Source organism: Longimicrobium sp., from assembly GCF_036280135.1.
Classification (GTDB): Bacteria; Gemmatimonadota; Gemmatimonadetes; order Longimicrobiales; family Longimicrobiaceae; genus Longimicrobium.
On the sequence record NZ_DASURI010000911.1, the window covers coordinates 1 to 5,630 of the forward strand.

General features: G+C 68.1%; 5 protein-coding genes. 2 read left to right on the plus strand and 3 right to left on the minus strand.

Translation table 11 applies throughout. The features are described from left to right. Positions 1-355 precede the first annotated feature (355 nt). Together VFZ20_RS29420 and VFZ20_RS29425 are read left to right on the plus strand one after the other, a co-directional pair. Positions 356-1,513 carry a serine hydrolase domain-containing protein gene (locus tag VFZ20_RS29420; RefSeq protein WP_329687534.1) on the plus strand — a complete coding sequence of 386 codons (1,158 nt, stop codon included), beginning with the start codon at positions 356-358 and terminating at the stop codon, positions 1,511-1,513. Beyond that, positions 1,510-3,366, plus strand: a complete 1,857-nt coding sequence (locus VFZ20_RS29425) for a GmrSD restriction endonuclease domain-containing protein (RefSeq protein WP_329687535.1) — start codon at positions 1,510-1,512, stop codon at positions 3,364-3,366. Before VFZ20_RS29420 ends, VFZ20_RS29425 begins: the two co-directional genes overlap by 4 nt. A 199-nt stretch (positions 3,367-3,565) precedes the next feature. Here VFZ20_RS29425 and fabF read toward each other — a convergent pair whose 3' ends face one another. The 3 genes from fabF to VFZ20_RS29440 all read right to left on the minus strand — a co-directional run. Continuing rightward, entirely contained in the window at positions 3,566-4,813 is a 1,248-nt protein-coding gene (fabF, locus tag VFZ20_RS29430; protein WP_329687536.1) for a beta-ketoacyl-ACP synthase II, read from the minus strand. Positions 4,814-4,914: 101 nt separating this feature from the next. Next, positions 4,915-5,157 (minus strand): acyl carrier protein, encoded by a 243-nt coding sequence (locus VFZ20_RS29435; RefSeq protein WP_329687537.1) that lies wholly within the window; start codon positions 5,155-5,157, stop codon positions 4,915-4,917. A gap of 73 nt (positions 5,158-5,230) precedes the next feature. Further along, the coding region (locus VFZ20_RS29440; RefSeq protein WP_329687538.1) for an SDR family oxidoreductase at positions 5,231-5,630 on the minus strand (400 nt) is incomplete at its 5' end.

A 5,630-nucleotide genomic window follows, 5' to 3' on the forward strand; every position in this document is an offset into this window, starting at 1 on the left:
TGTTCGCCAGCGTACCTTTCATCACGTCCTCCGGAGCAGGTGGTGTGCGCGCGACGCAGCCGGAACTACAAACCTGAAAAACTTCCAGGTGCGTCCTTTTCGTGACTCCACATTATTCCTGCATCCACCGAGGAGCAAGGATTTTCTTCGATCCGCTCACACCTTAGGCGTCACCCCGTTCACCTGCGTGGATGGAGAGGATTCTCACGTTTGCGGACGGCTGGCGTCCCGTGGCGTGCCGGCCCAATATGGATCCGCCGTTCAGTCCCCGGACGGCGGACCGCATCACCCTGCCTTCTCCACCGCTGGCGAATTGACTCCGCACCGCTTCCGGCTTCCATCCATCGTGCTCCTCATGCTCCTGCCGCTTGCCGCGTGCGGGCGCGATGAGGCGAGCGCGCGCACCCGCCTGGCCGCGCGGGTGGATTCGCTCGTGGCCGCGTACCAGCGGGAGACGTGGGCGCCGGGCGTCTCCGTGGCCGTCCTCCGCGGGCGCGACACCCTCGTCTACCGGGGCTACGGCCTGGCGGACGTGGAGAACGACGTCCCCGCCACGCCCGGGACCGTGTACCGCATCGGCAGCATCACCAAGCAGTTCACGGCCGCGCTCGTGCTGCAGCTGGTGGAGCAGGGCCGCGTGTCGCTGGACGATCCCATCGGCAGGTACGTGGCGGATCTGCCGGACGCGTGGAGCGGCGTCCGCGTGCGCCACCTGCTGAACCACACGGGCGGGCTGCCGGGCTTCGAGCGCGAGTGGCTCCGCCTGGGGCTGCGCGAAGAGGCGCTGACGCCGGACAGCGTGATCGGCCTGGTGCGCGACGAGCCGCTGGAGTTCGCGCCGGGGACGGCGTGGAAGTACAGCAACATCGGCTACACGCTGCTGGGGAGGCTGATCGAGCGCGTGACGGGCGAGCGCTACGCCGACGCGCTGGAGTGGCGGATCCTGCGCCCGCTGGGGCTGAACGAGACGCGCTACTGCGACGTGGCGCCCCTCATCCGCCACCGCGCGGCCGGCTACCAGCAGCGGGACACGGGCGTGGTGAACGCGGAGTACACGAGCATGACGGCGCCGTACGCGGCCGGCGGCCTGTGCTCCACGGTAGGCGACCTGGCCGCGTGGAACCGTGCGCTGGCGGGCGGCCGCGTGGTGGGCGCCGCGTCGTGGCGGCGGATGACGACGCCCGATTCCGCCGCGCGCGCGTCGAACTACGGCTACGGCGTGGTGGTGACGGAAATCGACGGGCACACGGTGATCCGCCACAACGGCGGCATCCAGGGCTTTCGCGCGGACAACGCGTACGTGCCGGGCGACAGCCTCTCCGTGACGGTGCTCACGAACCTCGCCGCCCCCGGCCCCGGCGAGCTCCTGCTCGACATCCTCCGCGCCGCGCTCGAGAATTCTCCGCCCTCCAGGCCCTCTACTATCCGGGCACACGACCGGGACGCGACACGGGACCGTCTTACGCCGTCCGAAAGCAACTCGCTCCCCGCGCAACCAGCATCAGGACCATGAGCACATTCGACAGCACGAAGCAGTTGTTGCCCGCGATCCTCCAGGACGTCACCCGGGGCAAGATCCAGCTTCCGGACTTTCAGCGTGGATGGGTGTGGGACGACAGCCACGTTCGCTCGCTGCTCGTCAGCATTGCCCGGTCGTTCCCGGTGGGGGCGGTGATGCTGCTGGAGACGGGTGGGGACGTCCGTTTCCAGGTGAGGCCCATCGAGAACGTAAAGATCCCGGGAAGGCATCCGGACCCGGAGCTGCTGATCCTGGACGGCCAGCAGCGCCTCACGTCCCTGACGCAGGTGCTGATGCTGAACGAGCCGGTCAGGACGTTCGATGAAAAGGGCAAGCCCATCCGGCGGTTCTACTACCTGGACATCCGCAAGGCGCTGGAGGACGGCTCGCTGGACGACGCGTTCATCGCCATCGAGGAAGACCGCAAGCAAAAGAGCAACTTTGGGCGCACGGTGGACCTGGATCTCTCGTCCCTCGAGCTGGAGTGCCGCCAGCTGTACTTCCCGTGCAACCAGATCCTGAACTCCGACAAGTGGGAAGAAAGCCTGCAGGAACACGCGCCCGAGCACTTTGCCGTGTACATGCAGTTTCGGCGCAAGGTGCTCAACGCGTTCCGGGAGTACCAGCTCCCCGTGATCGAGCTCAAGAAGGAAACCTCCAAGGAAGCGGTCTGCCTGGTGTTCGAGAAGGTGAACACGGGCGGCGTGCCCCTCTCCGTATTCGAGCTGGTGACCGCCACCTATGCGGCGGACGGCTTCAACCTTCGCGACGACTGGTTCGGGAGCGAGCTGCGCAAGAAGGAGGGCCGCCTGCAGCGGCTCAGGCGCGAGCCGGTGCTCACCGTGCTGGAGTCCACGGACTTCCTGCAGGCCATCACGCTGCTTCACACCTACGAGCGGCGCCAGCAGGACCTCGCGGCGGGCAAGGTGGGCAAGTCGGCGTCTCCCGTCAGCGCCAAGCGCGCGGCGGTGCTCGCGCTGGAACTGGAAACGTACCAGAAGTGGGCGGACGCCGTGGAAGGGGCGTTCAAGGAGGCAGCCAGGTTCCTGCGCCAGGAGTACGTCTACAGCGCGCGCGACCTCCCGTACCGCACGCAGCTCGCCCCGCTGGCCGCCGTTCTCGCCATGCTGGGAAACCGCTGGCGTGAGCCGCTGATCTACGACAAGCTGGCCCGCTGGTACTGGTGCGGCGTTCTGGGCGAGCTCTACGGCGGCGCCGTGGAAACGCGGATCGCGAACGACGTGGAGGATCTACTCGACTGGATCGGCGGCGGGGCGAGCGAGCCGCGGACGGTGTACGAGGCCTCGTTCTCGCCGGGACGGCTGGACACGCTGCGTTCGCGTCTCGCGGCGGCCTACAAGGGGCTGAGCATCCTGGTGCTGCGCGAGGGGGCGAAGGACTTCTTCTGGAAGGCGAGCGTGAAGGACCTGGACGTGGACGAGGTGGCGCTCGATATCCACCACCTCTTCCCGCGGATCTGGTGCGAGAAGCGGGGGATCAAGCCCGCGGTGTACAATTCCATCGTGAACAAGGCGCAGATCTCGTACAAGGCCAATCGGACGATCGGGGGGCGGGCTCCGTCCGAGTACCTGCGGGCGCTGCAGAACCATCCCAACGTGCGCCTGGACGATGCGGGAATGAACCGGCTCCTCGAATCGCACCTGATCGATCCCGAAACGATGCGCGCGGATGACTTCGCTGCGTTCTTCGATCGCAGAAAGCAGGCGCTCCTCGGCCTGGTGGAGATCGCGATGGGCAAGAGCATCCCGCAGAACGCGCCGATCGACGCGCCCGTGGACGAGGAAGACCTCACGCGGGAAGAGCTGGGCTTCGCCGAAGATCAATGAACACCAACTGATTTCTCACGCAGAGCCGCGGAGGCGCAGAGTACTTCGATCGCGCGATGAAGTACTCTGCGTCCTCCGCGGCTCTGCGTGAGAAAACGCAGGAAAAGCCCGCCCGGCAGCAGAAAACCCCGGTTCCATGCTGGAACCGGGGTACTCTGCTGCCTCTGCTCCCTCTGCGTGAGAAAGCAGTTCGCCGTACTTACGCCTCGTAGCGCCGAATCGCGAGCGAGACGTTGTGCCCGCCAAAGCCGGCCGAGTTGCTCAGCGCGAGCCGCACGGGGCGCTCCGTCACGCCCTCCGTCCCGTAGTTCAGGTCGCACTCGGGATCGGGCTCGCTGTAGTTGATCGTCGGAGGAATGCGCCCCTCGCGGCAGGCCAGCGCGCTGAACACGCCCTCGATGGCGCCGGCCGCGCCCAGCAGGTGGCCCGTCATGCTCTTGGTGCTGCCCACCACCACCGACCGCGCGTGGTCGCCCAGCACGAGCTTGATGGCGCCCGTCTCGTTGCTGTCGTTGAGCGGCGTGCTGGTGCCGTGCGCGTTCACGTAGTCCACCTCCGACGGGTCGGCCCCGGCCTCGCGCAGGGCGTTGCGCATGGCGCGCGCGAGCCCCTCGTGGTTCTCGGGCTGCCCCGTGATGTGGTACGCGTCGCCCGTGAGGCCGTAGCCCACCAGCTCGGCGATGATGGTGGCGCCGCGCGCCTTTGCGTGCTCCAGCTCCTCCAGCACCACCATCCCCGCGCCCTCGCCCAGCACGAAGCCGTCGCGCGTCCTGTCGAACGGCCGGCTGGCCGTCTCGGGCGAGTCGTTGCGGGTGGAGAGCGCCGTCATGTTGGCGAAGCCCGCCATGGCCGTGGGGCAGATGGCCGCCTCGGCGCCGCCCGCCAGCATGAGGTCCGCGTCGCCCGCGCGGATGTGGCGAAACGCGTTGCCGATGGCGTGCGCGCCGCTGGCGCAGGCGCTCACCGTGCAGTAGTTGGGGCCCTTGAGGCCGTAGCGGATGCTCACGAGCCCCGCCGCGATGTCGCTGATGAACATCGGGACGAAGAAGGGCGACACCCGGCCGGGGCCCTTCTCCATGAGCCTGCCGTGCTGCTCCTCGAAGGTGCCGATGCCGCCGATGCCGCTGGCGACGATCACCCCGAACGCCTCGGGGTCCACCGAGCCCAGCCCCTCGTCCAGGCCGGCCTCGCGCATGGCCTGCACGGACGCGGCGATGGCCAGCTGGCTGTAGCGGTCGGTGCGCTTGACTTCCTTGCGGTCGATGTACGCCGCGGGATCGAAGCCCTTGACCTCGGCCGCGAAGCGGACGGGGTACGCGGACGCGTCGAACTGCGTAATGGGCCCGGCGCCGCTACGCCCGTCGAGCAGGGCCGCCCAGGTCTCCTGGACGTCCAGCCCGACGGGCGTAACGAGACCGGTCCCCGTGATCACGACTCGGCGATTCATCAGCCGCTCCGGTGAAGATCGGGAAGCTCGGGCCGGGCCGCCGCGGGGGCGGCCCGTCTGGAAACAAAGTGGTTCAGGGCCGGCGGGACGTGCGTCCCGGCTCAGCTCTGGCCCGCGTTGCTGGTGATGTAGTTGATGGCGTCACCCACGGTGCGCAGCTTCTCGGCTTCCTCGTCCGGGATCTCCATCCCGAACTCCTCCTCGAAGGCCATCACCAGCTCCACGGTGTCCAGCGAGTCCGCGCCAAGGTCCTCCACGAACGAGGCCTCGGGCGTCACCTTCTCGGCATCCACGCCCAGCTCGTTGATGATGATCTCCTTGACCTTCGCCTCGATGTCCGCCATTTCACGTGCTCCTGGTTGATTTGAGCGTACCGAACGCCGCCATCCGTGAGACCGCGTGCGTCCCTTCCCTGTCTTACATCACCATCCCACCGTCCACCACCAGCACCTGCCCGGTGATGTACGACGCGCCCGGCCCGGCCAGGAACCGCACCGCCGGTGCGATGTCCTCCGGCGTGCCCAGCCGCCCCAGCGCGATGCTGGCCATCAGCGCCGTGCGCGCGGCCTCGGGCAGCTCGGCCGTCATGTCGGTCTCAATGTATCCGGGGGCCACGGCGTTGACCAGAACCCCCCGCCCGGCCAGCTCCTTGGCCACGGACTTGGTCATGCCGATGAGCCCCGCCTTGGACGCCGCGTAGTTGGCCTGCCCCGCGTTGCCCGTGATGCCCACCACGGACGACACGTTGATGACGCGGCCGCTGCGGCGCTTCATCCTCCCGCGGCTGGCCGCGCGCATGAGGTTGAAGGCGCCGCGC